Source organism: Paenibacillus amylolyticus (genome assembly GCF_047302515.1).
Lineage (GTDB): Bacteria > Bacillota > Bacilli > Paenibacillales > Paenibacillaceae > Paenibacillus > Paenibacillus amylolyticus_G.
Genome location: NZ_CP168019.1, coordinates 5,879,752 through 5,904,301 on the forward strand (window position 1 = coordinate 5,879,752; position 24,550 = coordinate 5,904,301).

A 24,550-nucleotide genomic window follows, 5' to 3' on the forward strand; every position below is an offset into this window, starting at 1 on the left:
TGTTTCGTTCTCGATGGTTCTGATTATAGATAGATTAGAAGACGTAGTTTGTCAGAATAGGTGAGCAGCGTTCAAAAAGTTTACGACAAAAGAAACAAGCTTGGCGCGGTGGAGTGAAACCCCCGGCCTTATTGTGGTTTCATTCCTTCTCCTACTTGATTCCGACAATCGGAATGTCTGATTTTGAACCGGAGATGGTTTGGTCTCGCCATCATTTGAGCAGGATAACTGTGGAATGCCACGGAAACCTGTCGGTAAAAAATGGTAGACGACAAATGTTCTTATGGTTTCCTTTTGCCGTGCAGAAAAACTGGGGATATGGAGCTTCGCTTTACAAAAAAAGCTATTCAACTACTTATCTGTGAAAGAAACGCAAAAAAACCGTTAGCCCATGGCTAACGGTTTTACTTATATGTTTAGATCAGGTTGTGACAGATTACACACGCTTGGCCCCACGGCCTCCGCGTTTGCCTTCTGTGTTCTTCTTAAGCGAAGAAATCCGCTCTTCACTATCTTTCAGGAAGCGTGACATTTTATCCTCAAATGAAGGTTTGCCTGCTGCGGGCTTGAAAGAACGGCCTCCGCGGTCACCACGGTTAAATCCACCGCCGCCACCACCACCACGACCTTGGCCACCACTTGGGCCTCCGCCGCTGAATCGTTCGCGATCTCCTCCACTGCGTTCCGGTCTAGGAGCTCTCGGGGGTCTAGATTGGGTTTGTTGCTCAACCGGTTTGTCAACAGCTTGCTTAATGGAAAGTCCGATCTTGCCATCCTTGTCAACGTTGATAACCTTCACTGTAACGAGGTCATTCAGCTTCAGGTGGTCGTTGACATCTTTGACGTAATTGTCGGCGATTTCCGAGATGTGAACGAGACCCGTGACACCTCCTGACAGATCCACAAATGCTCCAAAATGCGTGATTCCTGTCACCTTGCCCTCTAACTTGGTGCCCACTTCAATTGCCATAGAATAAAATGATCCTCCCTTAAAAATATACAACCCGATTTTTTGAATGCCAAAATCAATGCTGCGCTAATGTAATTATACCTTATGCCATAAACCAAGGTCAACTGAACACTACCCCATCAGAGAGCCTATTTTTTCCGGTTTAACGGCTTCAGACACACGGATAACAAACCTAGCTCGGTAATAGACCGAATTCCATCAGTTCCCTGACTCTTCAACCTGGATCGGCGTTTCCTCAGGAAGATAATATCCTTTTTTCCGTGCCAGCTGTCCTATGTATTCAGGGTCATTCAACCGGCTGACTTCGTACTTCAACTGTTCCAGCTTCTTCAACGTATCTTCCTTTGAAGCTTGCTGAGTGGCCAGATGAGAACTCTTGTCCGAAATTTGTGCAGTCTGCACAAGGAATGTATATCCTGCCCATATTACAAATACAATCATAAACGTCATCCAAAGCATGAGGCGCCTTTTTGCACCGGCAGATTTTCCTTGGTTAGTTGGAGCCTTTGATCTGCCCACAGGTGTTTTACCCATTACGGACCTCCTTAAAACCAGCGTTTCCACATCGCTGCAATTCTTGTACCCACACGGATCATGAAGCGTGGCGTTACCCTATGTTTCAGGAGCGGCCTAAACATCCAGCGGAACAACTTGCCGAAAGGTACCAAACACTGTAGCACCAGCCTGCCCAGGAATAATAGTATCGCAATTACAAAACCGAATAATACGCGAATTAACTTATAAATTCCTTTAGCCGGCATAACGATCAGGATGTTAAGGATATGTCCACACCAATGAATCAGCGTTCTTGCGAGTTTAATTAACATTACCACAAAACGCTGGGTTGTAACACTTAAAAGCCAAAAATAGAAGCAAACCCCTATAATCAGCCCCAAAAAGACATAAAACCGCAACTGTCCGTGGTTTCCGGCGTATAGCATCCGAAAAACGAACAGCGCGGAAGCAACCCAGTACAACAGATCGAGCGTGTGTATACTCCATCTCGGAAACCGCAGCTGTCCGGACAGTACCCGGTAACTGTCGTAGGCCATTCCCATCACGACCCCCGAGGTGAGCATCCACATCAATGTGATCCATTGAGTATCCGGACTCATCGGAACATCTTGCCAAACAGGCCTTTACCATTTTTGGACTGGGAACCGGGGTCCAGATATTGGAGCGAACTGACTGTGCCTTCAATGGATAACAGACCTTCCTCCAGGCTCAGGTTTTTGATATGTAAATTGTGCCCCCGGATGGTCAGATGCCCAAGTTCAGTCTGCAGCAAAAATTCCTCACTGTCGAAGCTCTCCACGTTGGAGACACCCGTCAGATCTAGCAGTTTCCGATTCTGCATGCTCAGATGATGCTGTTTGGCCTTACCGTGCTCAACCATGGCATGTACCCCTCCTTCTTACACCTAGCTTATGGGTGTGGAGGTTGGAATAGAACCAGCGTTGTTGAACAAATAACCCGGCATCCAGTAAAAAACAAAAACGCCCTTCCCTGTTACAGGAGGACGTTTCGATTCAACTTGCATTGAATGAATATTTAATACCAGATGTACTGTTACCAGTTCATTCCGTTATCCTTGGCGATCGGCTCTTCCTTCACCAAGGTGTAGAGGCTGCTCGCCTCATCCTTCTTGGTACTCTCGGCAATTCGTTCCACCCTCACAGTGACCAGTTTCTGACCGAACTGAACCGTCAGCTCATCGCCCACTTTGACAGCGGCGCTGGGCTTAGCTTCACGTCCGTTCACCAGAACACGTCCCTGTTCAGAGACGTCCTTGGCCACAGTGCGGCGTTTGATTAGCCGGGAGACCTTCAGGAATTTATCAAGACGCATTATTTTACGGCTTCTTTAAGTTTGTTGCCTGCTTTGAATGCAGGAACAGTGGACTCAGGAATCACGATTTCATTCCCTGTTTGTGGGTTACGTCCGGTACGACCGGAACGTTTGCGGGTCTCAAAAGTGCCAAAGCCGATCAATTGTACTTTGTCTCCGCTGGCAAGTGCATCTGTAATTTCTCCCAAAAAGCCGTTCAATACGGACTCAACGTCTTTTTTAGTCAAACCACTTTTGGTTGAAATGTTGTTAATCAGATCTGTTTTGTTCATTTTTAAAAGCCTCCCAAATTGAAAAAAAAGTATCTGCGATCCTGAGCAATAGGTTATTGCCGCTGGTTTCGCGTTAGGTTACTACACATGTATTCTGGCTTGGTATCTGAAATCCTGCCTTAGTCCGCGACTTTTTTTAGCTTTTTGTCGATGGTCCGCAGGGAACAGTCTAAGACCAGTACCCGAAACCATCCGTAGCTAAACACCAACCCCAGTCAACACAGATGAACACATGTTCGTATATCATAACACACTGCATAACATGATGGAATAAGGTTTATCGGTATTTTCCAGAAAATTGAACCCGTTATAATCCTGCCTTCTTCGCATCCTGCCAGTATTGCTCCATCTCTTCTACATTGCTGTCTGCTGGTGTTCTTCCCTGTTCGCGAAGACGCTCTTCGATATACTGGAACCGCCCAACGAACTTGCGGTTGGTCGCAGCGAGTGCCTCTTCCGGGTCCGTATCGATGAATCTTGCAACGTTTGCGGCTGCGAATAATAAATCACCCAGTTCGAGCTTCCGTTCTTCCGCAGACTGCCCTTGTTGCACCGCTTCTTTCAACTCCGCCAGTTCTTCCTCGATCTTGGCAAACACGCCTTCAACATCATCCCAGTCAAAGCCTACTTTGGCTGCTTTCTTCTGCAACTTGTATCCCTTCATCAATGCAGGCAAGTCACGCGGTATACCATCCAGCACGGAAACCTTCTGCTGATCCTGGCCTTTGCGCTTCTTCTCCTCTGCCTTCATCTGTTCCCAGTTCTGAAGAGCTTCATTCGCATCTTCTGCCTGATTATCGCCAAAAACATGTGGATGGCGGAAGATCAGCTTATCATTCAAACCTTCGATGACATCATACACATTAAATGTGCCCACTTCTTCTTCCATCTGGGAGTGCAATAAAATCTGCAGCAGCAAATCACCCAGCTCTTCTTTCATATGGTCGGGGTCATCCTCATCGATCGTCTCAATGACCTCATAGGTCTCTTCAATCAGGTTTTTGCGAATGGATTGATGCGTCTGCTCCTGATCCCATGGACAGCCGCCCGGACTGCGAAGAATATTAACGATCTCATGCAAACGCGCAAAGGAACGACGACGCAGGGCATCATCGGTGTTCTTCGGTACATAGATCAGTGACAGATTGCCGTACCCTTCGATCCGGTCCAGTTCGTGCAATGGAATCTTGTGAATGACCTCCTGGCCCTGTACACCCAACGCGTGACCAACAAATACCGGATAATCATCCGGGTAAACCTCCATCAGGCATAGCTTCACATCCGAAGCAGTGAACACATCATAGACTTGTCCGATCAACGTATGTAGCTGTGGTTGTACCAGTTCTGTGTTCAGGCTGCTGGCATCCAGAAGTTGAAACCCTTCGATTGGATCGAATCCAAGTCGTATAAAAGCTTCATCTAGGAAGCTCTCCCCGCCCATCACACGCAGTGAAATACCCATCTGCGGACAACGCTCTTTGAGTAGGCGCACACTTGCTTCTGCCACCATGGGATGACCCGGAACGGCATACACAATCTCAGTTCCAGCCTCACCCTTGCGAGCGGCTTCTATCAGTTGATTTGCGATCTCATCATATACTTCGGGGAAGGAGGACTTCGCCTCGTAGATTGCATCAAATGATGTCATCTCCAGCCCCTCTTGCTTCAGATCATTCAATACGGGATGATCCAGGGTACGTACATACAGCGTAGCTGCATGTTTCATTTTTTTGATAATACCTACGGTCAGTTGGTCTGCATCTCCAGATCCAAGACCCACTACGGTTAAAGCTGCACTCATTACGTAAACCTCCATCCGGACTATCCTGTCCAGGCTCACTGATTCATCATGCCTGAAGAGGACTAATTACACGTATTATACCAGAATCATTCGATATCCTATAATTGCATATTAGCTGTGCCGGGTGTGGAAGCACCGTGAGCATGGAGCTAGCGCAGCACACGCAGTCTGCGCAGCAGCTTGGCAAGGCGAGGCCCCAACTTGGGCACAGCCGCCAGCTCCGCGGCGGTCAGTAGCCCTGTCCGGGCCGCCGCCAGCAAGAACACGGCCGAGCCTGCGGCAATGCCCAGCAGGCTCACGCCCATCGCGGCAAGCCTGCGGTCGGCCGCGACACCCATGCCGCCGAGCACGGCTTCGGCGGCCCAGGCCGTGCCTACCGCCGCCAGACTCATGGCGGCGATCACCAGCGCCGGCTTCGCCAGGACGGCGCCAGGGGCAGGGCGCAGGGCGACAAGTCGCGCCAGCAGCGCCACATTCAGGCCAGCCGCCAGCATGTAGGCGACTGCGCCTGCCAGGGCCGCGCCGCTGATGCCCAGCGCCGGCACAAGCATGACGTTCAGCAGCGCCTTGACGCCTGCGGCGGCCAGCATGCTGAACGCGGGTGCGCGCACGGCGCCGAGGCCTTGCAGCAGCGCCGCCGCAATAATGCTGACGGTGCTGCCCGCAGCCGTCAGCGCCATGTACCGCAGTGCTTCGGTGCCTGCGGCATCTCCGTACAGCATGCGGTTAATCGGCTCCGCCAGCACCGCGAGACCCGCGGATGCCGCCAGGCCGATCAACCAGAACCAGCGCAGCGCGAGGCCTGCTTGCTGCCGGACGGCTTCTGGCCCGCCCTTTAACCGGGCTTCCGCCATCGCCGGAATAAACAGCACAGATAGTGACGTGGCAAGCATCGTCACCAGTTGAACCAGCGGCAATCCACGGTTGTAGATGCCGAAGGAAACCATCGTCTGGAGCTCATCCAGCCCTTCTCCCCGCAGCAATCGGGGCACGGTGAAGGTATCGACCAGATTCATCAGTGGCACAGCCAGCGACCCGAGACAGACCGGGATGGCATACATGAGCAGCGTCCTGATCCATTCCCCGTTGGATCGTGACCGTTCTCCCAGAGCGGGATTAATAGCACTCACCGTTTTCTTATGCGACGTAACTGGGCTATGCTCATGCCTGTCTGCTCCAACCTCTCCCCCGTTACTGCTCCATTCCGAATCCAATTGTTCGGTGACTGCTTCCCTGCCTTTCCGCCGATGATGGACCATGTACCCTAACATGGTTAACAGCCCAACCATTCCACCAGCAACGGAGCCCATCATGGCACCAGCAGCAATAGTCTCAAGCGAAGCGTCCCGTCTCATCAACCACAGAAGCAGAACAATCATGACGGTGACACGTATCGTCTGCTCCACCACTTGTGATACCGCTGTTGGAACCATCTGTTGTAATCCCTGAAAATATCCACGCAGCCCTGTCATCACCGGTACGAACAACAACGCCCATGAAGCTGCACGAATCGATGGAACCACATGGCGGTTGCCAATCATGTCAGCGATCAGCGGCGCACCTGCATACATCAAGAGCGCCATTATAATTCCAATTCCCCCGAGCAGTAGGGAAGATAGTCGAATAATTCTTCTGCTCTCGTCTGGTCTTCCGAGTGCGTTCTGTTCTGCTACGAATTTGGATACAGCCAGCGGCAGTCCTGCAGCAGCAAGCGTGATAATGAGCATATATAACGGATACACCGTATTGTAGATGCCAAATACACCGTCTCCCCCCAGATTCTGCAGCGGAATCTTCTGAAAAGCACCAATGATTTTAGAGATAATGGCAGCAAGCCCAAGTATAAATGCACCCTGTAGCAGCCTTGAGCCTGTAGACGGCTGTTTCATAATTCCCTCCTGCGTAATCCTTTTAAGCATACCTTGCTATTATAACTGCCTGAAGGCACGCAGACTAACCCTCCCCAGCACAATTATCCGGATCTACTTCTCTTTGTCCCTTTAAAATGCAAAAACTCCCGTATGCCCAAATCAGGGCACCAGGAGTCGATTTGCTGTCTATTGTTCCATTTGCTTGCCAAGGAAACCAGCAGCTGTCTCGGACATCTTCACTTCCATCTGAGACATCTTCACCGATTCATCCTTATTGAACAGGATAACCGTTCCGATGGGGTCACCACCTGAAATAATCGGCGCAATAACAAAAGAGGATAACGTCTCGTCATGATCTTTGCTAAGTTCATAAGAACCATTGTTTGTTTCCAGAATGGTCTTTCTGTTTTCCATACATCCCTCTAACAGTTGACCTACCTGCTTGTCCAAATATTCTTTCTTGGAGCCGCCTGCCACCGTGATAATGGTATCCCGGTCAGAAATCATCGTTACATGTCCTGTACTCTCATACAGGGATTCTGCATATTCTTTGGCAAAATCACCAAGTTCGCTAATTGGCGAATATTTTTTAAGGATAACTTCTCCATCACGGTCCACGAAAATTTCCAGTGGATCACCTTCACGAATACGTAACGTACGGCGGATTTCTTTTGGAATGACCACACGACCAAGGTCATCTATACGGCGGACAATACCAGTAGCTTTCATTTCACATGTTGCCCCACTTTCTCGAGAAGATTTTTCAACTACTGTTCCTTAATGGGTAGAGGAAAGTCCCAGAACGTTTAGTGTGATATCTTGACCATAGTATTCATCTGTTCCCATTTCCTTATACATTCTTCGGAGAATATAGTTGTGTAACTTTCGAAGAAGGCGACCATGTACCCATACGGCTTGAATAGATACAAGAAGAAGCAAGAAGGAGGTCCTAAGTCCTCCCCTTGCTTCTCTGTATGGTTGTCCATATTTACGTAGTACAAGGCATTCATTCGGGCGAGTTTAACCGTGAACGTATGCTAACACAGCAATTTTACCAGCTTACTTGCTGCTTGTACCTTCATCTGTAGTTGCATCTTTGTCTGTTCCAGTCGTACCTTGGTCATTCTTGGTATCCGTACCGGTGGAGTCATCCGTTTTTGGTTCGGTTGTTTTCTCTCCTTCAGTTCCTGTACCCGTAGTACCTTCAGTTGTGCCTTCAGTCGTACCTTCTTCAGCTTTTTCTGTTTTTGGCAGTTTAACTTCTTTTACGATTTTGTCCAATTCATTTTGCATGAACGTATCGATTTCAGCTGCAGCCAATTGGCTCTTCAGACTTTCTTTTTGTTCAGCCGTCAATTTGGCAAAGTCAGCTTCTGTACGAGCTTCCACTTTCATGACGTGGTAACCGTACTCTGTCTCTACTGGATCACTGATTTTGTTCAGTGGCAACGTTTTTGCAGCTTCCTTAAATGCTTCTACCCAGCTACCTACAGGTGTATTTTCATACAGTCCACCCTTTTCAGCAGAACCTGGATCTTCGGAATATTTTTTTGCAATTTCAGCAAAATCAGCTCCGCCATCCAACTTGGTTTTTACTTCTTTTGCAATTTTAAGTGCATCTTCTTTTTTACGCTCTTTTTGCGTTTTTGGATCTGTGAAGTTAATCAGCACGTGACGAACGGAAGCCGTTGTGAACTGATCTTTGTTTTTCTCAAACTCAGCCTTAATTGCATCGTCCGTAACGCCTGTTTCTTTATCTTTGATTACTGTCATGATCCGAGTCATGTAGTCTTTAATGTTGTCGTCAGTCAGGTTCTGAGCTTTGAGCATTTCTGTCCATTGATCTGCCTGAACAGAAGCTTTCATTTTATCGAATTGCTCAGTTGCCGCTTTTGTACCGGCTGTTTTAGCATCTTCAGTTGCTTTGCCACTCAGATATTCATAGGCAACTTCCTGTTTCACCAAATACTCCTTGAAATCGTCCATATCCATCATTTGTGCATACTCCGGATAGAGGAATTTCATGACACGTTGCTCCATGTCGAATTCATTGGCTGTAATAGTACCACCATCATACGTAGCGACTACAGCACTTGTATCCGTCGATTCAGGTGTTTTTGCTTCTTCCTTCTTGCCACATGCAGCAAGCAGTGATAAGGATAGTACTGCGACCATGCTCACAGACAGTACTTTTCCTACTTTTTTATACTTTGGTAACATCCTTTAGTTCCCCCTTTGATTTAAAAGCAGTTTTCATGGACTCCAGAATTTTCTCTACCAGCTCCATCAGTTGCTTATCCCCAAGCCCCTTGCCTTTAGCGTGAATCAGCATATGGGGTCCTTGTTCAAATTGTACACGTCTTTCGAACTGATTTCCAATGTGCGCGATTTTTGAGAGTTCAAAGGCATGTTCACGCCCTTCATAGAACTTCACGGTAATGTCCTCACCACGTTGGGAAATGGACTCAATACCGTAGATTTTGCCGTATACTTTCATCCGCGCAACAGCCAGCAAGTTAATGACGGCTTCCGGAAGATCACCGAATCGGTCAACCAATTCGTCTTCCAACTCCATCGCATCGTCGAAGGATGCAATGACCGCCACTTTTTTGTAGATCTCAATCTTTTGAATACTGTCATAGATATAATCGGATGGCAAGTAGGCATCGATACTGAGATCCAGCGTTGTGTTCCACTGGTCGGAAGGTACCGGCTCCTCGCCAAGCATCGTAACTTTGCGTTTGTTGATCTCCTCCGCAAGCATCTGGGAATACAGATCAAACCCGACGGAAGCGATGAAACCATGCTGCTCCGCTCCTAGCAGATTTCCCGCACCACGAATTGACAAGTCACGCATGGCGATTTTGAATCCTGAACCCAGTTCGGTGAATTCTTTGATTGATTGCAGACGTTTCTCAGCAACTTCAGTAAGGACTTTATCCCGTTGGTACGTAAAATAGGCATACGCAATACGGTTGGAACGACCCACACGTCCGCGCAGCTGATACAGCTGGGAGAGTCCCATTTTATCCGCATCATGTACGATCAGTGTATTTACGTTCGGAATATCTACCCCGGTCTCGATGATACTTGTGCTCACAAGCACGTCATATTCACCATCCAGGAAGTCCAGAATCGTTTTCTCCAGCTCTGTTTCCGACATCTGACCATGTCCCACACCAACTTTGGCTTCAGGCACAAGTTCAGAAATTTCGGCAGCCATCTCCTGAATTCCCTGAACACGGTTGTAGAGGTAATACACTTGCCCACCACGGGCAAGCTCACGCTCAATGGCTTCACGTACAAGCGCCTGGCTGTGTTCAACCACATAGGTCTGCACCGGGAAACGATTCTCTGGTGGAGTCTCGATAACGGACAGATCACGCACGCCCAGCATGGACATATGAAGCGTACGCGGAATCGGCGTTGCCGTCAGTGTCAGCACGTCCACATTGGTTTTCAGCTTCTTCAGTTTTTCCTTATGGGTTACACCGAAGCGCTGTTCTTCATCAACAATGAGCAGTCCCAGGTCCTTGAACACCAGATCCTGCGACAGCAATCGATGCGTCCCGATGACAATATCCACTGTGCCTGCCTTGATGCCTTTGGCTGTTTCATTCTGCTCTTTACGGGAGCGGAACCGGCTAAGCACATGAATGTTGAACGGATAACCGGAGAAGCGCTCACGGAACGTCTCAAAATGCTGCTGTGCCAAAATGGTTGTTGGCACGAGGACAGCCACCTGTTTGCCTTCAATAGCTGCTTTAAATGCAGCCCGAATAGCCACCTCGGTTTTGCCGTAACCAACATCCCCACACAATAAACGATCCATTGGACGGTTTTGTTCCATGTCCTTTTTGATTTCTTCAATCGCACGCACCTGATCACGTGTCTCATCGTAAGGGAACATGTCCTCAAACTCCTGCTGCTCCGCAGAATCCTTGTCGAATCCAAACCCTTTGGAGGTCTGACGCTCTGCATACAGCTTAATTAGATCATCAGCAATATCCTGTACAGATGTGCGGACTTTATTTTTAACCCGTGTCCACTCATTGCCGCCCAGCTTGTATATTTTCGGTTCTTTCTCTTCGGAACCAACATATTTTTGAATCAGATCGATCTGCTCAATAGGTACAGACAGTTTGTCTCCACCCGCATAGAGAATATGCATGTAGTCCTTATGAATACCGCCAACCTCGAGGGTGCCGATCCCCAGGTACTTACCAATCCCGTGGTTCTGGTGAACGACATAATCGCCCACTTTTAGCTCGCTATAGGATTTGATCCGTTCAGCATTATCTACATTCCGAATCGGTTTGCGTACTTTACGCTGTTTTTGCGAGAACATCTCGCCCTCGGTCACAACAGCCAAATGGATGGACGGCATTTCAAATCCCGTTTGCAAATTACCGATCATCATCTCTGGCTCTGGAATATCATAGTCCATCAGTACCCGGCGCATCCGCTCGAGTCGCTCCTCACCGTTCGCCAGCATGAGCACTTTGACTCCGGCCTTCTGCCAACGCTCCATCTCTGCCTTCAGTACGTTCATCTGTCCATGGAAATCCTGCATGCCACGACTGATGAAGTTCAGAATGTTTTGTGGTTGAGTGTGTGGAACTTGACGCAAAAAGATCGACATAAACAGCGTCTGGAATGGACGCTCATACAAGAGTTCATCACCGTCTGCGGATAATGGAAGATCCGGAAGTGTTTTTCCGTTTTGCATCAAATGCAGGTTCCACTCTGATTCATCACGGTCCAGCTGTTTTGATGTCTCCGATAGTCTGGCAGGCTCATCAAGAACCAGCAGGGTATCTTCCGGCATATAGTCGTAGATCGTTTTGTTCTCCGGATAGAGCGGAGAAATATATTTATACATTTCGGAGAAATACACGTGCTCTCTCAAAAGCTCGATCTCCCGGTGAATTTCTTCACGAAGACGCAGCTTCGCCTGCCGGTCCGTCATTTTCTCCAGCTGTTGCTCCAGCAAAAGAGCAGCCGCATCGGCAGCCTTTTCCATACGTTCACGATCTGCAATTAACTCCTTGCATGGCAGAACCGTAATTTCTTCAATCCGTTCAATCGAACGCTGATCCGCTGGATCAAATGTCCGAATGGAGTCGATCTCATCATCAAATAACTCCACCCGATATGCGATCGATGAAGTAACCGGATAGAAGTCGATGATACCTCCGCGCACACTCATCTCACCACGAGATTCCACGCGTTCCACACGCTCATATCCGAGCTTTACCATCTCCAGCAGGAAGGAGTCCAGTTGAAGTGTGTTGCCCTGTTTAATCAAAATTCGAGCATTGGCCATCACTTCCGGAAGCGGAACATAACGTCTTACCCCGGAAAAAGGAATAACAACAACGCCCCTGAATCCCTGGGCGCAGCGGACCAACACATCAATACGCTGACCCAATGTTTCCGGGCTGGAAACAGCAGCTTCCGCAGCGACAAGTTCGTTGGCAGGATAGATCAACACCTGATCAGGTGAAAGCGCTTCCTGTAAATCTTCTGCAATTTTTTGAGCTGAAAACATATTATGTGTTACTACGAGCAATGGTCGGTTCATTTCCTGATGCAGAGCAGCCAGCATAATCTGACGCGCCGAGCCGGATAAACCCGAAACCAATTGTTCCTTCATGCCGGACTTGATTCCGGCTGTAATGGACCCGAAGTCCGGATCTTTGGAAAAAGCCTGTATAAGTGCTTGTAACAAAAGGGGCACCTCTCTTATAACTTACTTGATTATCTCACGCATACGCGTAGCATCACTATTAAAATGGATACAAATTCCTTTTTGTCCTGTTTCATCATATCGGATTACTCGCAACATTGCCACATCTGTTGATGCGGCTGAGCCTGATTTCGAGATAGCGATGGCTTTCATGCCAACTGAAAAGAAGCCTCAGCAGGCTGCCAAGGCTATAAAAGGTGGAGCGTTATTACGCAACCACCCTCAACTGTCATTCGATCCTGTACAGGCGATGTCTACTGAAGCGGACTCGCGAGCAGGCTAAGCTCTGGATTGTGCTCCAGGGCTTCCTTACAGTAATCACATGTAATCCGAACGGTAATGTCACCACCGGAATTATACGCTATTATATCCCTCCGCTCGTCGGGGGTCAAGAAATGAAAGCCGAGCTCTACTTCCGTTATCCGGGCAGAATCGATTCGTCCAATAAAGGTACGGCAATGCCTACATACGTAATTCACTGACATGTTTATGCCTCCTGAACATGGTTTATACATCCAGTATGTCCAGTATGGCTGAATCGAACCCGTCTTGTATGATCATTTTACCAGTATGCCTTACAAAATTAACCGTTAAACTTCGCCATTGTTTGTTCAAACGTATGAGTCAAGCTATGCTCCAGGGCATCACACGTTTGCTCAATGGTCTGATCAAGGGCTTCTTTTTCTTTCTTCATAAATGTCGACAGTACATAATCAACAATGGCATGTCCTGGTTCAGGCCGGGATATTCCCATGCGCACCCGGTTAAACTGCTGTGTACCGGTATGCTGAATAATGGACTTGATTCCATTATGTCCGCCTGCACTACCTTGGTAACGCAATCTGACTTTGCCAATCTCTGTATCCATGTCGTCGTACACAACAATCAGATCTTCAAGACTAACTTTATAAAAATCCATATATGCTCGAACCGATTCACCAGACAAGTTCATATAGGTCATTGGTTTGATCAGTACGGTTTTCACACCGCCAATATTACCTTCTCCAATCAGCGCTTTACATTTATTCTGTGTAATGGAGATATTATGACGATCAGCCAACCGATCCAGTGCCATAAAACCGATATTATGACGGGTTTTGGCATAGTTCGAGCCTGGATTTCCAAGTCCGACAATCCACTTCATCTTGTTCCCTCCTTCGGATTAGCCTGAGGTGAGGCATAGACTTCGAATCTTATATTTCATATAATATCAAGAAAGTAAAGATCGATTTACTGTAGTGTTCACAGTTAATATTTTATCGACCCAGGAAGGTGAGCGGGTTTTGCGCGAAGACAATGGACAACTGACTCAACATAGCGATTTTATCTATCATCTCGAATATCACGTACCTGTACAGGTATACGACCGCGACACCCATATTGAGATTGGTCTAATCACACGTTTCGATAATCAATTCGTCGAAATTGCCGACACGCTTTTTCATCGGCGTCGTTTCCGATTTATCTCCCGCCCGGGGTATTAGCTGACCAGCGTCTGTTTCGCTTTTAATAAAACGGCACGCCGACAGGGGTTACATTTTCCATTGAACCGGAAAACGTAACCCCTCTACTACTTTATGCAGACATCCTTATTCAATTTCAAACAGCTTGCTGATTGACAATTCCTCATGAACCCGGATAATCGCTTCTCCGAGCAAAGGCGCTACAGACAACACTTTGAGTTTGCTTGTCGGATTAGCATGCGTAATTGGAATGGTATCCGTTACGATGACTTCCTTCAATGGTGCATTCTCCAAACGTTCCATCGCAGGTCCGGACAATACCGGGTGAGTACAGCACGCGTATACTTCTTTTACGCCGCCTTCCATCAGAGCATTCGCTCCCAGTACAATCGTTCCCGCCGTGTCAATAATGTCATCGATCAGAATAGCTGTTTTACCCTCGATGTTACCGATAATGTTCATCACTTCGCTCACATTTGGCTCAGGACGGCGTTTATCGATAATCGCCAGGGGTGCATTCAGGAAATCAGCCAGTTTACGTGCGCGCACTACGCCACCGTGGTCAGGCGACACAACAACCGGATTTTCGATCTGTTTCGACCGGAAATATTGAGCCAGAATTGGCACGCCAAGCAAATGGTCAACCGGAATGTCGAAGAATCCCTGAATCTGCATTGCATGCAAGTCCATCGCGATAACACGGGTTGCACCCGCTTTTTCAATCAGGTTGGCAACCAGTTTCGCTGTAATCGGGTCACGCGAACGTGCCTTGCGATCCTGTCTTGCATAGCCATAGTAAGGAATAACGACGTTAATCGTCTTGGCAGATGCCCGTTTGAGTGCATCAATCATAACGAGCATTTCCATCAGGTTATCATTAACCGGCAAGCAAGTGGACTGCACGATATAAACGTGACAACCCCGAACACTCTCGGAGAGTTTCACTTGAATCTCGCCATCACTAAAGCTGGTTGTGTGAGATTCACCCATAGGGATCCCGATATAATCAGCAATTTGATGGGCAAGCTTGGGGTTAGAATTGCAAGTAAATATTTTTAATTTCGAATCAAAATAAGTCATAAAATAAAAACCCTCCGTGCTGGTTCATTGGAATCAATAAGCGTCTGCGACATGTCGGCACCTCCCCGATCTTCGGGAGGCAATCTTGTTATCAAAACCCCTTATTGGGGTTTGGCATTTTGTTTCTTGGCTTTGGCACGTCCGCGAATCTTCTCCGCATAACCAGGTTTATTCTCCTGACGTGGACGAGCAATGGCCAGATCATTCTCGGGAACGGAATGGGTAACGGTGGAGCCAGCAACCACATAAGCGCCTTTTCCTACCGTAATCGGTGCAATCAGATTGACGTTGCTGCCTACAAAAGCATCATCTTCAATTGTTGTCACAGCTTTATTATAACCATCATAATTGACAGTTATTGCCCCGCATCCAACATTTACGTTTTTCCCTACTTTGGCATCTCCAATATAGCTGAGATGAGATACTTTGGATCCTTCATCAATTGTAGCATTTTTCACTTCAACAAAGTCACCAATTTTTACGTTGCGACCCAGTTTGGTCCCTGGACGCAAATTAGCAAATGGACCTACCGTTGCATCAGAACCAACCTCGGCATTGGATACTACCGAATGTTTAATCGTAACTCCGTCCTGAATAACGCTGTCTTCCACATCTGCCTGAGGACCAATATGACATGCTTCACCAATGGAAGTTGTGCCTTTGAGGATTGTCCCCGGATACAAAACTGTATCTGATCCAATCGTAACATCCGCTCCGATATATGTCGATGACGGATCAATGATTGTAACACCGTTCAACATATGGCGTACGGCAAGACGTTCACGCATGAAGGCTTCGGCTTGCGAAAGTGCAAGTCGGTCATTAACCCCGATGGATTCTGCGATGTCATCCGACATGTAAGCTTCAACCACTTCTCCATCATTGCGGAAAATGCCAACCACGTCTGTGAGATAATACTCTCCCTGAGCGTTCTGGTTCGTCACTTTTTCCAGGGCAGCGAACAATTTTGCATTATCGAAACAGTATGTGCCCGTGTTAATCTCATTCACAGCATCTTCCTGCTCCGTGCAATCCTTTTGTTCCACAATCCGTTGTACAGACCCATCTTCTCCGCGAATAACGCGGCCATAACCTTTGGGATTGTCCAACTGAGCCGTAAGAACTGTCGCTGCTGCTCCGCTACTCTCATGGAGCTTCATCAGACCTTCCAACGTCTCACTGGTCACAAGCGGTGTATCTCCACAGACCACAATTGTAGAGCCTGTCTCGCCGCCAAGCAAAGATTTAACCTGCTTCACTGCATGACCTGTACCCAGTTGTTCTGCCTGGAGTGCATACTCTGCTCTGGAACCCAAAAATGACTGCACCGCTTCGGCACCATGACCGACTACAACTACACTGCGTTCAACGCCTGCGCTGAGTGCTGCATCCAGCACATGTCCAACCATAGGTTTACCGCATACGGGATGCAGTACTTTGTACAATTTTGATTTCATTCGTTTTCCTTGCCCTGCGGCAAGAACAATTGCCATTCGTTTCAAAATTAACGACCTCCTGTTCTGAAAATCCCATTGAAATGCATTGCTGATCTATATCCAATGAGTATCGTTCAGCCGGCTTCAAGCCGGTCCTGTTCATCGCCTGCTGTCTCTGTAATCACACGTAACAACGCGGACACCAACGAATCGTGACCTATATGTATACGCCGTGTACCTGTGAGCTTAACCGAATCCCAATGATTCCTAAGATGCCGCCCTGCCACCAAGCGCACGATGCGCTTTTTGTTCTCTGCTAATAAACTCAATACTGAATATATCTTATTCCGGTCAAAAAGAAAAGAGAGCCATAAGACATGGCTCTCTTTTCCTTCGAACCCCAATAATGTTCTCAGGCACCTTCTTCAATGACTTCTTCCTCAGTTGCCGCACGATCGTATTCAGTCAAAACTGCTGCCTGAATCTTCTCACGCGTACCGGAAGAGATCGGGTGGGCGATATCACGGAACTCTCCATCAGGAGTACGCTTGCTCGGCATAGCAACAAACATTCCGTTGTTACCATCAATGACACGAATGTCATGAACGACGAATTCGTTATCGATGGTAATGGATGCGATAGCCTTCATTCTCCCCTCCGAGTTAACACGGCGGAGTCTGACATCCGTAATTTGCATGTGTGTGTTCACCACCTTTTTCCATCAGAACTTGGTGTATAATTCCACACAGCATATACGAACTCCTTCTTTTTATAACCACAAAAATTTCCTAATTTCAGGAATTTTTTTATTTAATACACAATTCGACAACGTTAGTGCCAGGTCGATGGAAAAGACCTTTTAACGACATAACATTCGTCATCTTTCTACAGGTCAAAATAGTTGCCAGGCTTGACGGAAATCTGTCTGCTCTTGGCATCAACCGCTGTCAGTTTCGCCAGAGATACGTAATCTGTTAGCAGGCGTTCTTCTGAATCTACAGAACCAGATTCCACCAGTACCCCTACCCCGGCAACTGTAGCATTAAACTCGGCCAAAAGATCGATCATTCCTTGCACCGTACCCCCGGCCTTCATGAAGTCATCCACAATAAGTACTCTGGAATGCTCACGCATCGCCCTACGAGAGAGGGACATGGTATGCAGACTTTTGTGGGACCCGGATACATAATTGATACTTACGGCCGATCCTTCTGTAGCCTGATGGTCCCTGCGTACGAGCACGACAGGCAGGTTGAGCTGGGCTCCGGTCGCATAAGCCAGTGGAATTCCTTTGGTTTCTACCGTCATAACCACATCAATATTCATATTGCCAAAGGCCGTTGCAAAAATCTTGCCGGCTTCATTCATCAATGCGGGCTGACCAAGCAAGTCGGACATGTACAGGTATTCTCCAGGCAAGATCCGATCAGGTTGCGCGAGCTGGGTCGAGAGCCGCTCCGCAAATGCCAGTGCCAGTTCTCGGGATACCTTCGGAATCCATCTTACTCCCCCGGCTGCTCCAGCCAGTGTATGCAGTTCTCCTGACCCACCTTCTTCGAACACTTCTTTGATAATCGCCAAATCTTCACTAATTGAAGACTTTGCGGCACCATAACGTTCGGCAAATGTGGTCAACGGAATAACCGTATGCGGTCTGGACAATAAGTATTGCGTCATTTCAACCAGCCTTGCGCTTCGTTTTAACTTCTTCACAGAGATCCATCCTCACGATCACGGAAACATCCAAATCCGAATAATTATTTAAGAATATAACACCTTTATACGTGTTTGTACATTATAAAAGCGAATTTTACGTCAACATACGCACAGCGTACACTTCTTTACAGAACCCACGCAGACCATTGTATATCCGGGCAACCTTGGATTCTTTGGAAACCAGACCAAATACCGTTGGACCGCTACCAGACATTAACACGCCGTCTGCACCCAATCTAATCATGGCATCCTTCAGATGCTGAACTTCCGGATACAGCTTCAACGTTACATCTTCAAGCACATTTCCCATCTGGTCACAGACTTCCGTAAATGATTGATTGCGAATAGCCTGCTCCATTTTAGCTGCACTCGGATGACGAACAATCTTGTCACTGCGGAACCTTCCGTACACATCGGCTGTAGACACATTAATCGGAGGCTTGGCCAGAATTACCCAGCATTGCGGCGGATTAGGAATGGGAGTTAACTTCTCACCACGGCCTGTAGCGAGTGCAGTCCCTCCTGTGATACAGAATGGAACATCCGACCCGAGTTCAGCTCCAAGCTCCTGCAGTTCGTGATCCGGTATATTTAACCGCCACAGACGGTTCAATCCACGCAGCGCTGCTGCTGCATCACTACTGCCCCCGGCAAGTCCAGCTGCAACTGGAATCTTTTTATCCAGATGAATATGGACGCCCGTACGCACGTTATAGCGTTCCTTAATGAGTCTGGCTGCCTGGAAAGCCAGATTCTTCTCGTCGAGCGGGATATAACCCGCCTGACTGGAGATGAAAATAGTATCTCGCGGCAGCTCCGACATTTCCAGTCGATCAGCCAGATCGACCATGGTCATGATCATTTCAACTTCATGGAATCCATCGCTTCTTTTATGTAAAACGTCCAGCATCAAATTAATTTTAGCAGGCGCTTTTTCGTAAATTTTCAAGGCGTTCACCCGTCCTCACCTTTTCCCTAAGACAACTTAACATATTATATCAAAATGGGGCTGTCAAGTCATTTGTATTCCGCATCTAAGGGGAAAAAGCGGGGTTATTCCTGACGGATTTCCCCGCTTTTCAGTCTGCTTGAACCGGATTAAGATTTGCGCGCAGCCTGCTCAGCAAGTTGAATGGCTCTTTTCACCATGTTTCCTGCATCCTTGGCTTTAATTCCGCCCCAACCTTCCTGTTGGACCGTGTCATAGAAGCCCAGGTCTTTCGCGAGCTCATTCTTCAGATCCTCTGACATGACACTTCTTCTTCTGCGACTCATGAACCATCCTCCTCCAAAGTATCCTACATAATGTGATGAGTTCGTTCACGTTTTGGACATCTTGCCACCAGGCCATATTCAGTTTCCTGCATTGCTTAAGAAACTGTCCCTTCACCTGTCCATATAGTATGCCGCGACCGTTCCTCGCTCATTCCTGCGTATGTATGGGTTACCTTAGAAGATAAATTGGTGATTTTGTAGAACATAAAAAAGCGATCCACCCGTGGGGCGAATCGCCTGTAAATCGATACTTACGTCTCCATATAGGAGCTATGCGTCTGGCTGCCCGGGTCATAAACCATGACTTCCACCGACTCCGTAAGTATATCCGCATAACTATAAGATACTCGCTTGAAGGTTTCTTGCTCCTCATCAAGCTTAACAATAAAAACAGAAGGGTACGTTTCTTCCAATACACCCGTACGCTCAATGGTCTTACGGCGGCCACCATTAGCCCGCAACATAATTTTCTGACCAATATGTGCATCGAGATTGCGTTTGATATCCAACAGCGTGTTTTTAGCCATTGTCGACGACCACCTCTTTTCTTGTCCATTATACCGGATTTTACAGTCATTGTCAAATCAAAACTAATTATTATATCAGTATCAAAAAGTTGTTGTCAATGAATTTTTTTGCAAACAAAAAAAGCCCCAAATTGGGACTTTAAATGGCCTACATCAGACTGCCGACGGGTTCACTTTTAGCGTAGATAAATCATTCAGCCCAGGCAGACCTACCCGGTAACTCCCCCGTGTCTCGACACCACCCACACCCTGGCTACCACTGATGGTATTGTGCAGAACATCACTCATGTTGACCGTATCGCGCACAGAGGTAAAGGAGGCCTTGGCTGCCACATAGACCGGATCAAGTGCATGAATGAGAATTCTGCCTGGGGAACTGGCAAAGTTCGCTCCAGCGCGCAGCAGTGCCTCAAAATGGGACTGACAGGCCCCTGCCACAATAGTGAGTGCGTCCAGATGGCGTTCATATTGTCTGGCCACCTGAATGGCCGACACAAAATTTTGCGAGTTCTTGTAGCTACCAAGACTATATAAGTCATAGGGCTGACGTGTCTTTAGCACCCCATCATGACCCGTAATAACTACGATATCCGGACGTACTTTGGGTAATAAGCGGTATAAGGTATCTGCCATTGCCGATTCATGGACATACTGTCCCTCTGCGGGCACACGAAGTTGCTCATAGAGATCCATACTTTTTTTCAAATAGTTCGGATCTCCATCCAGATGAAGCACCTTTCCAGGCATTTCAAAATAAGCCGGTTCCTGCTGAGCAGACCAATCCTGTACCAGACCTTCACGATTCCGCTCAGCCTGTTCCATACGATTCTGCTGCAGACGGGACAGGGTCTGATGTGCTTTAATATGCGCCTGTCTGGTCTTGGCGCTTTGTGGTTCGTAGGGAACCTGTATCAAATCGTCCACCGGGGAATCGGCAATCAGCCGGAACTCAGTCCCTTTAATGACCGCAGCATCCAACTGGAGGCCTTCCACCCGAAAAGTCACATCGCCGCCGTATGACTTCCGAACGACCAAGTCTCCGATATTCATCAACGTAATCACCTCTACCCCATCGTATGGGCAAAGACCCGGTTTGGTTCATTCAAATTTTACAGCGCTGCACGTACCCCTGCTTCCCACATTACGGTGCTGAGTGTGGCATACTCTTGCAGACTCAACGTCTCTCCACGTCGGGACGGTTGAATACCTGCCTGCTCCAGCAGAATGTCTGCCTGTTCCCGGTTCTCCTTTGTGAAGAAACGTGCCTTCAAATTGTTTGAGATTGTTTTTCTCCGCTGGGCAAAAGAAGCCTGTACCACTTCGAAGTAGTGTGCTTCATCCGGAATCTCCACTGGCGGCTGCTCACGCACTTTCAGCTTAATGACAGCTGATTCCACATTAGGTTGCGGAATGAAGACTGTAGGAGGCACAATACACACAAGCTCCGGCATACTGTAGTACTGAACTGCAATGCTAAGACTGCCATAGTCTTTTGATCCAGGTGCAGCAGCCATGCGTTCAGCCACTTCTTTTTGGATCATGACAACAATGCTGTCTACCGGCAGCTTCTCTTCCAGCAGTTTCATCATGATTGGAGTCGTTACATAATAAGGCAGGTTAGCCACGACAGTGACTTTGTCCACGGATGCAAAATCCGTATTAAACAACTCAGCCAGATCAAGCTTCAACACATCCCCATGATGAACACGCACATTCGAATAAGGCTGCATCACTTCTCCCAGGATTGGGATCAAGCGCTGATCAATCTCTACGGCTGTGACAGGACCGGCTACCCGAGCCAGTCGCTCCGTAAGGGCTCCAATACCCGGCCCGATCTCCAGTGCGCCCTTGGACTCATCTAGGTCGGCTGCATTAACGATTTTGTTCAGTATATTTTGATCGATCAGAAAGTTCTGACCCAGACTTTTCTTAAATGAGAATCCGTGTCTTTGAATAATCTCTTTCGTTCGCTTTGGCGTTGCAATTTCTATCGTCTCTTCCATGTCCTTCATATGCTCACAATCCTTCACGTTCAATTTGCGCTAATGCTGTAGAGAATTCTTCCCGTGTAATCTGAAATACACTGAGACGTTTGTGGAACTGTTTACCGTTACAATAACCGATGCCCAGCAGATTGCCCATCTCCATGCGACGTGCAGCAGCCTGCGGATGCACGATAAGTCCTGCCGCGATCAGGTCCTCCCAATCGATCAGGCTCGGAGCACCTTCGTATGAAGTATGTACGCGCGCCAGAGCATGACGGATCGCCTCGGGTGAGGCATTCTCCACCCCAATGTCCCCTTTGCGCGTTGCATCGGCTTCCGGAATGAAGGCATGTTTGCAGCCAGGCACCTTGTTCGCAATAATTTTACGAATGCGTTCGCCAGCATGATCCGGATCTGTCAGTACAATGACTCCCCGTCTCTCCTGAGCAAGCGCAATCCGCTTCAGAATGCGTTGGTTGATGGCTGATCCACCTGTTTCTATGGTATCGGCTTCCACGGCCCGACGGATAGCTACCGTATCGTCACGGCCTTCCACCACAATGACTTCTTTTATCATGTTCCATTTCTTCCTTTCTAACGCAAAAAGAAGAGGAATATCCTCTTCTCTGCCAAACGGCGGGGGAGACTGAATTCAGACTCCTCCGCCGCATATTCCGCATGAATCATTCATGCAACTATTTTATAGCATTTCCATTTCAAAGTAAAACGATTTTAGTTCGCTTCCGGCTTCACCGGACCGATCACGTAGACCGTCTTGCCTTTCTTACGTCCAAAATTCAGGGCATGCTTCACACTGTCATAATATACATCAATTTTGTTGCCTTTAATGGCACCACCTGTATCTTCCGCACGACGGAATCCCAGACCTTCGATATATACCCACCAGCCAATTGGAATGACTTTGGGATCAACCGCAATGGTGCGTCCTTCCGTTACACGAGTACCGGAAGCTGTTTTAGTTCCAATGCCCGGCTCTTCGGAAGAGTAGGCAGTCATGGATACATTTTTAAGTACTTTGGAGTATTTAAAAGAAGTCCCGGATACGGTAATCACTTTGCTGCCCGAGGCAGATGTTTTCTTCGAGTTCGTTGTCGTAGCCTTTTTGGTTGTTGACGTTTGAGCCGATACGGTCTGAATCTCAGGTTCTTTCACGACCGGTTTTGCTTTGGTGCCGACAGCGATCACTTTATCTACGCGATTATTCGCGACAGATTTGCCGACCATTTTTTTGGAGACCAATTCTCCATCCTGAAATACCTTTTCGATATGCTGTACAATTGTGCCTTCTTTGCCGTTCACAACGACACGGTTATCCCCTTTGTACAAGCTAGGGTCAGCCGTTTTAATGACTTTGTAAGCGATCGGTTGCTCTACTTCCACTGTACGCTTTGTTACGCGCACTACACGGATCTTCATCTCCGCTTTGATCGCAGTTCCAAGGGCCGGATACACTTTATCATTACTTTCAACTTGAATACCTGATTTTTGGATTGCATCTTCTACCGATGAATCGGTTGTATACAGAGTCTTGGTGTCTCCGTCTGCCGTAATGTTAACTGGAACGGCCCGCTCAATAACGATTCGGTCTCCATCTGTAATCGCCCCATTCATGGACATGGATACCTTATCGTGAGGGCTGACTGTGATCGACTGCTCCTCCAGCATTTCCTGAAGCATTCCTGTACGAGTCTCTACCACCTGAGCTTTGCCATCAATAACCAGTGAAATTTGTTTCCCGGCCTGACCATAAACGACTAACAAGATCATGATTGTAAGCGCAATTGAGAAAATCGCGATCAATGCCATTTGACGCATGTTCTCATGCTTCCACCGCAACGCGAAAGACTTACTGGATGATCGTGACTCATGGGTCTCTTCTGGTTGGAATGTGCCCACTTCTCCGTCCTCCTTCATAGCCTCGCCGTCTAAAGTAATGCATGATGTCTTTGACGTGACTATACCAAATTTTCTACAGAACACAGATCGGACCAACATAATCCGGTTCTGCACCATGAATCAATCTTCGCAACATGATGTCATCCTCCTGAATACCTACCGTATGATGACAATATTTCTTTTATTCAAAAACAAAAAAGCCAAAGAAAGAGTGTAAGAGGAACTCTTTCGTGGCTTCCGAATGATTTTGAATATCGGAAATTCATGCACGAGGTTGCCTCTCTTTTTCCGCTTGCGAGGTTAGCTGTCGGGTTCGGGCGAAAGAGAGCCGCCCTATCTTGGGTCACCCGCTCATGGCGGACGCCCTTGAATTCACCCCGAGACCCAAAGAAGAAATCAAATACGGCTTCGCAGTTCCCTTCGCTGCTTTTGGGTCAGCGAACGTTGCGCATCGGCCAAATACACCGATGTTTAAGCCCTATTGGTTCCCCCGCTCTCCGTTAACGGAGACTCAGCGAGACTGATTCATGAAAGTAATGTTGTTTCATCGGAAAGTGTCCCTTTGTTCATCCCCCGAACATCTGTCCATTTTTCCGCACAACAATTCACTGAAAAGATGATATCCTGTTTTGATGCATGT

The 24,550-nt window shown here is 47.7% G+C and carries 26 protein-coding genes and 1 riboswitch; of the genes, 1 reads left to right on the forward strand and 25 read right to left on the reverse strand.

The genetic code is table 11. From position 1 onward, the window contains the following. Positions 1-436: 436 nt before the first annotated feature. The 13 genes from ACDJ59_RS25780 to pth form a co-directional block, all read right to left on the reverse strand. Positions 437-970, reverse strand: a complete 534-nt coding sequence (locus ACDJ59_RS25780; protein ID WP_237178574.1) for a S1 domain-containing RNA-binding protein — start codon at positions 968-970, stop codon at positions 437-439. A gap of 198 nt (positions 971-1,168) precedes the next feature. Then, complete coding sequence (locus ACDJ59_RS25785; protein ID WP_017691358.1) at positions 1,169-1,504, reverse strand: FtsB family cell division protein; 336 nt, start codon at positions 1,502-1,504, stop codon at positions 1,169-1,171. Positions 1,505-1,515: 11 nt separating this feature from the next. Continuing rightward, positions 1,516-2,085, reverse strand: a complete 570-nt coding sequence (yabQ, locus tag ACDJ59_RS25790; protein ID WP_413406648.1) for a spore cortex biosynthesis protein YabQ — start codon at positions 2,083-2,085, stop codon at positions 1,516-1,518. Beyond that, positions 2,082-2,366 carry a sporulation protein YabP gene (gene yabP / locus ACDJ59_RS25795; protein WP_036606119.1) on the reverse strand — a complete coding sequence of 95 codons (285 nt, stop codon included), beginning with the start codon at positions 2,364-2,366 and terminating at the stop codon, positions 2,082-2,084. The genes yabQ and yabP overlap by 4 nt, the downstream gene beginning before the upstream one ends. 173 nt (positions 2,367-2,539) lie before the next feature. Further along, on the reverse strand, positions 2,540-2,818 hold the full coding sequence (locus ACDJ59_RS25800) for an RNA-binding S4 domain-containing protein (protein WP_017691361.1): 279 nt from the start codon (positions 2,816-2,818) through the stop codon (positions 2,540-2,542). Next, positions 2,818-3,090, reverse strand: a complete 273-nt coding sequence (locus ACDJ59_RS25805; protein WP_017691362.1) for an HU family DNA-binding protein — start codon at positions 3,088-3,090, stop codon at positions 2,818-2,820. The genes ACDJ59_RS25800 and ACDJ59_RS25805 overlap by 1 nt, the downstream gene beginning before the upstream one ends. Before the next feature lie 307 nt (positions 3,091-3,397). Next, positions 3,398-4,891 carry a nucleoside triphosphate pyrophosphohydrolase gene (gene mazG / locus ACDJ59_RS25810; protein ID WP_413406649.1) on the reverse strand — a complete coding sequence of 498 codons (1,494 nt, stop codon included), beginning with the start codon at positions 4,889-4,891 and terminating at the stop codon, positions 3,398-3,400. Between the two features lie 149 nt (positions 4,892-5,040). Next, positions 5,041-6,780 (reverse strand): putative polysaccharide biosynthesis protein, encoded by a 1,740-nt coding sequence (locus tag ACDJ59_RS25815; protein WP_413406650.1) that lies wholly within the window; start codon positions 6,778-6,780, stop codon positions 5,041-5,043. A gap of 168 nt (positions 6,781-6,948) precedes the next feature. Beyond that, positions 6,949-7,491, reverse strand: a complete 543-nt coding sequence (gene spoVT / locus ACDJ59_RS25820) for a stage V sporulation protein T (RefSeq protein ID WP_413406651.1) — start codon at positions 7,489-7,491, stop codon at positions 6,949-6,951. A 330-nt stretch (positions 7,492-7,821) separates the two neighbouring features. Continuing rightward, positions 7,822-8,982: a peptidylprolyl isomerase gene (locus tag ACDJ59_RS25825; RefSeq protein ID WP_413406652.1), complete on the reverse strand. Its 1,161-nt coding sequence runs from the start codon at positions 8,980-8,982 to the stop codon at positions 7,822-7,824. Next, complete coding sequence (gene mfd / locus ACDJ59_RS25830) at positions 8,966-12,493, reverse strand: transcription-repair coupling factor (RefSeq protein ID WP_036606125.1); 3,528 nt, start codon at positions 12,491-12,493, stop codon at positions 8,966-8,968. Before mfd ends, ACDJ59_RS25825 begins: the two co-directional genes overlap by 17 nt. A 272-nt stretch (positions 12,494-12,765) precedes the next feature. Further along, positions 12,766-12,996 (reverse strand): anti-sigma-F factor Fin family protein, encoded by a 231-nt coding sequence (locus tag ACDJ59_RS25835; protein WP_017691368.1) that lies wholly within the window; start codon positions 12,994-12,996, stop codon positions 12,766-12,768. 98 nt (positions 12,997-13,094) lie between these two features. Further along, positions 13,095-13,655 (reverse strand): aminoacyl-tRNA hydrolase, encoded by a 561-nt coding sequence (gene pth, locus ACDJ59_RS25840; RefSeq protein WP_036606126.1) that lies wholly within the window; start codon positions 13,653-13,655, stop codon positions 13,095-13,097. A 139-nt stretch (positions 13,656-13,794) separates the two neighbouring features. On the opposite strand from pth, the gene ACDJ59_RS25845 reads away from it, so the two are divergent. Beyond that, positions 13,795-13,995: a hypothetical protein gene (locus ACDJ59_RS25845; RefSeq protein ID WP_024633712.1), complete on the forward strand. Its 201-nt coding sequence runs from the start codon at positions 13,795-13,797 to the stop codon at positions 13,993-13,995. A gap of 105 nt (positions 13,996-14,100) precedes the next feature. Here the strand turns inward: ACDJ59_RS25845 and ACDJ59_RS25850 are convergent, their stop codons facing one another. The 12 genes from ACDJ59_RS25850 to ACDJ59_RS25905 form a co-directional block, all read right to left on the reverse strand. Continuing rightward, the gene (locus tag ACDJ59_RS25850; protein WP_017691370.1) at positions 14,101-15,054 is read right to left on the reverse strand and encodes a ribose-phosphate diphosphokinase; all 954 of its coding nucleotides are present in this window, start codon (positions 15,052-15,054) and stop codon (positions 14,101-14,103) included. Positions 15,055-15,155: 101 nt separating this feature from the next. Continuing rightward, positions 15,156-16,547, reverse strand: a complete 1,392-nt coding sequence (gene glmU / locus ACDJ59_RS25855) for a bifunctional UDP-N-acetylglucosamine diphosphorylase/glucosamine-1-phosphate N-acetyltransferase GlmU (RefSeq protein WP_260633062.1) — start codon at positions 16,545-16,547, stop codon at positions 15,156-15,158. A gap of 77 nt (positions 16,548-16,624) precedes the next feature. Further along, on the reverse strand, positions 16,625-16,819 hold the full coding sequence (locus tag ACDJ59_RS25860) for a hypothetical protein (RefSeq protein ID WP_413406653.1): 195 nt from the start codon (positions 16,817-16,819) through the stop codon (positions 16,625-16,627). Positions 16,820-16,902: 83 nt separating this feature from the next. After that, the gene (gene spoVG / locus ACDJ59_RS25865) at positions 16,903-17,187 is read right to left on the reverse strand and encodes a septation regulator SpoVG (protein ID WP_017691372.1); all 285 of its coding nucleotides are present in this window, start codon (positions 17,185-17,187) and stop codon (positions 16,903-16,905) included. 188 nt (positions 17,188-17,375) lie between these two features. Continuing rightward, entirely contained in the window at positions 17,376-18,203 is an 828-nt protein-coding gene (gene purR, locus ACDJ59_RS25870) for a pur operon repressor (protein ID WP_017691373.1), read from the reverse strand. 97 nt (positions 18,204-18,300) lie between these two features. Further along, positions 18,301-19,155, reverse strand: coding sequence for a 4-(cytidine 5'-diphospho)-2-C-methyl-D-erythritol kinase (ispE, locus tag ACDJ59_RS25875; protein ID WP_026081373.1), 855 nt, complete (start codon positions 19,153-19,155; stop codon positions 18,301-18,303). Positions 19,156-19,304: 149 nt separating this feature from the next. Next, positions 19,305-19,481, reverse strand: a complete 177-nt coding sequence (locus ACDJ59_RS25880; protein WP_017691375.1) for a small, acid-soluble spore protein, alpha/beta type — start codon at positions 19,479-19,481, stop codon at positions 19,305-19,307. Positions 19,482-19,732: 251 nt separating this feature from the next. Further along, positions 19,733-20,008 (reverse strand): biofilm formation stimulator Veg, encoded by a 276-nt coding sequence (gene veg / locus ACDJ59_RS25885; RefSeq protein WP_017691376.1) that lies wholly within the window; start codon positions 20,006-20,008, stop codon positions 19,733-19,735. Between the two features lie 153 nt (positions 20,009-20,161). Then, on the reverse strand, positions 20,162-21,058 hold the full coding sequence (gene yabG, locus ACDJ59_RS25890; RefSeq protein ID WP_017691377.1) for a sporulation peptidase YabG: 897 nt from the start codon (positions 21,056-21,058) through the stop codon (positions 20,162-20,164). Between the two features lie 59 nt (positions 21,059-21,117). Further along, positions 21,118-22,020, reverse strand: a complete 903-nt coding sequence (rsmA, locus tag ACDJ59_RS25895) for a 16S rRNA (adenine(1518)-N(6)/adenine(1519)-N(6))-dimethyltransferase RsmA (protein ID WP_413406654.1) — start codon at positions 22,018-22,020, stop codon at positions 21,118-21,120. 4 nt (positions 22,021-22,024) lie between these two features. Continuing rightward, positions 22,025-22,570: a ribonuclease M5 gene (gene rnmV / locus ACDJ59_RS25900; protein ID WP_017691379.1), complete on the reverse strand. Its 546-nt coding sequence runs from the start codon at positions 22,568-22,570 to the stop codon at positions 22,025-22,027. 155 nt (positions 22,571-22,725) lie between these two features. Continuing rightward, on the reverse strand, positions 22,726-23,910 hold the full coding sequence (locus ACDJ59_RS25905; RefSeq protein ID WP_036606128.1) for a 3D domain-containing protein: 1,185 nt from the start codon (positions 23,908-23,910) through the stop codon (positions 22,726-22,728). A 273-nt stretch (positions 23,911-24,183) separates the two neighbouring features. After that, positions 24,184-24,437: riboswitch (cyclic di-AMP (ydaO/yuaA leader) on the reverse strand. Positions 24,438-24,550 lie beyond the last annotated feature (113 nt).

Coding starts and splice junctions, on each gene's coding strand:
- ACDJ59_RS25780 (WP_237178574.1), bottom strand. CDS start 970: ATGGCAATTGAAGTGGGCACCAAGTTAGAGGGCAAGGTGACAGGAATC.
- ACDJ59_RS25785 (WP_017691358.1), bottom strand. CDS start 1,504: ATGGGTAAAACACCTGTGGGCAGATCAAAGGCTCCAACTAACCAAGGA.
- yabQ (WP_413406648.1), bottom strand. CDS start 2,085: ATGAGTCCGGATACTCAATGGATCACATTGATGTGGATGCTCACCTCG.
- yabP (WP_036606119.1), bottom strand. CDS start 2,366: ATGGTTGAGCACGGTAAGGCCAAACAGCATCATCTGAGCATGCAGAAT.
- ACDJ59_RS25800 (WP_017691361.1), bottom strand. CDS start 2,818: ATGCGTCTTGATAAATTCCTGAAGGTCTCCCGGCTAATCAAACGCCGC.
- ACDJ59_RS25805 (WP_017691362.1), bottom strand. CDS start 3,090: ATGAACAAAACAGATCTGATTAACAACATTTCAACCAAAAGTGGTTTG.
- mazG (WP_413406649.1), bottom strand. CDS start 4,891: ATGAGTGCAGCTTTAACCGTAGTGGGTCTTGGATCTGGAGATGCAGAC.
- ACDJ59_RS25815 (WP_413406650.1), bottom strand. CDS start 6,780: ATGAAACAGCCGTCTACAGGCTCAAGGCTGCTACAGGGTGCATTTATA.
- spoVT (WP_413406651.1), bottom strand. CDS start 7,491: ATGAAAGCTACTGGTATTGTCCGCCGTATAGATGACCTTGGTCGTGTG.
- ACDJ59_RS25825 (WP_413406652.1), bottom strand. CDS start 8,982: ATGTTACCAAAGTATAAAAAAGTAGGAAAAGTACTGTCTGTGAGCATG.
- ACDJ59_RS25835 (WP_017691368.1), bottom strand. CDS start 12,996: ATGTCAGTGAATTACGTATGTAGGCATTGCCGTACCTTTATTGGACGA.
- pth (WP_036606126.1), bottom strand. CDS start 13,655: ATGAAGTGGATTGTCGGACTTGGAAATCCAGGCTCGAACTATGCCAAA.
- ACDJ59_RS25850 (WP_017691370.1), bottom strand. CDS start 15,054: ATGACTTATTTTGATTCGAAATTAAAAATATTTACTTGCAATTCTAAC.
- glmU (WP_260633062.1), bottom strand. CDS start 16,547: ATGGCAATTGTTCTTGCCGCAGGGCAAGGAAAACGAATGAAATCAAAA.
- spoVG (WP_017691372.1), bottom strand. CDS start 17,187: ATGCAAATTACGGATGTCAGACTCCGCCGTGTTAACTCGGAGGGGAGA.
- ACDJ59_RS25880 (WP_017691375.1), bottom strand. CDS start 19,481: ATGAGTCGCAGAAGAAGAAGTGTCATGTCAGAGGATCTGAAGAATGAG.
- veg (WP_017691376.1), bottom strand. CDS start 20,008: ATGGCTAAAAACACGCTGTTGGATATCAAACGCAATCTCGATGCACAT.
- yabG (WP_017691377.1), bottom strand. CDS start 21,058: ATGAATATCGGAGACTTGGTCGTTCGGAAGTCATACGGCGGCGATGTG.
- rsmA (WP_413406654.1), bottom strand. CDS start 22,020: ATGAAGGACATGGAAGAGACGATAGAAATTGCAACGCCAAAGCGAACG.
- rnmV (WP_017691379.1), bottom strand. CDS start 22,570: ATGATAAAAGAAGTCATTGTGGTGGAAGGCCGTGACGATACGGTAGCT.